This is a genomic window from Micromonospora sp. NPDC049257 (genome assembly GCF_040678915.1).
GTDB classification, from domain to species: Bacteria; Actinomycetota; Actinomycetes; order Mycobacteriales; family Micromonosporaceae; genus Micromonospora; species Micromonospora antibiotica.
This window is the reverse complement of record NZ_JBFAQU010000055.1, coordinates 1-1396: the sequence shown is the minus strand read 5'-3', so window position 1 is coordinate 1396 and position 1396 is coordinate 1. Positions and strand designations below refer to the sequence as shown.

The following is a 1396-nucleotide window of genomic DNA, read 5'->3' as shown; positions in this document are numbered from 1 at the left end:
GCGACACATGAGGGCTGAGACGTGATGCCGAGCCGATTCAGGTGAAGTCAGTGATCCTATGCTGCCGAGAAAAGCCTCTAGCGAGTTCTTAGCGGCCCGTACCCCAAACCGACACAGGTGGTCAGGTAGAGAATACCGAGGCGATCGGGCGAACTGTGGTTAAGGAACTCGGCAAATTGCCCCCGTAACTTAGGGAGAAGGGGGGCCGGAGACGTGAAGCCCCGTGCGGGTGGAGCGTTGTATGGCCGCAGAGAGCAGGGGGAAGCGACTGTTTACTAAAAACACAGGTCCATGCGAAGAAGTAATTCGATGTATATGGACTGACGCCTGCCCGGTGCTGGAACGTTAAGGGGACCTGTTAGCTCTTCGGGGCGAAGCGGAGAACTTAAGCGCCAGTAAACGGCGGTGGTAACTATAACCATCCTAAGGTAGCGAAATTCCTTGTCGGGTAAGTTCCGACCTGCACGAATGGCGTAACGACTTCCCCACTGTCTCAACCACAGGCCCGGCGAAATTGCATTACGAGTAAAGATGCTCGTTACGCGCGGCAGGACGGAAAGACCCCGGGACCTTTACTATAGCTTGACATTGGTATCTGAATGGGCTTGTGTAGGATAGGTGGGAGCCGGTGAAACCTGTACGCCAGTATGGGTGGAGGCAATCTTGAAATACCACTCTGGTTGATTTGGGTATCTAACTTCGGACCGTTATCCGGTTCAGGGACAGTGTCTGGTGGGTAGTTTAACTGGGGCGGTTGCCTCCTAAAGGGTAACGGAGGCGCCCAAAGGTTCCCTCAGCCTGGTTGGCAATCAGGTGTTGAGTGCAAGTACACAAGGGAGCTTGACTGTGAGACTGACAGGTCGAGCAGGGACGAAAGTCGGGACTAGTGATCCGGCACTTGCGAGTGGAAGCGGTGTCGCTCAACGGATAAAAGGTACCCCGGGGATAACAGGCTGATCTTCCCCAAGAGTCCATATCGACGGGATGGTTTGGCACCTCGATGTCGGCTCGTCGCATCCTGGGGCTGTAGCAGGTCCCAAGGGTTGGGCTGTTCGCCCATTAAAGCGGTACGCGAGCTGGGTTTAGAACGTCGTGAGACAGTTCGGTCCCTATCCGCCGTGCGCGTAGGATACTTGAGAAGGGCTGTCCCTAGTACGAGAGGACCGGGACGGACGAACCTCTGGTGTGCCAGTTGTCCCGCCAGGGGCACGGCTGGTTAGCTACGTTCGGAAGGGATAACCGCTGAAAGCATCTAAGCGGGAAGCCTGCTTCAAGATGAGGTATCCCACCCCACTTTGTGGGGGTAAGGCCCCCAGCTAGACGACTGGGTTGATAGGCCGGAAATGTAAGCCCGGTAACGGGTTCAGTTGACCGGTACTAATAGGCCGAGGACTTG

1 rRNA gene (cut by a window edge) is annotated in these 1396 nt (G+C 55.9%); it reads left to right on the top strand.

The annotated features are described in order from the left end of the window. Positions 1-1396, top strand: a 23S ribosomal RNA gene (locus AB0K25_RS31640) (its annotated part extends 1808 nt beyond the left edge of the window); the annotation flags it as partial.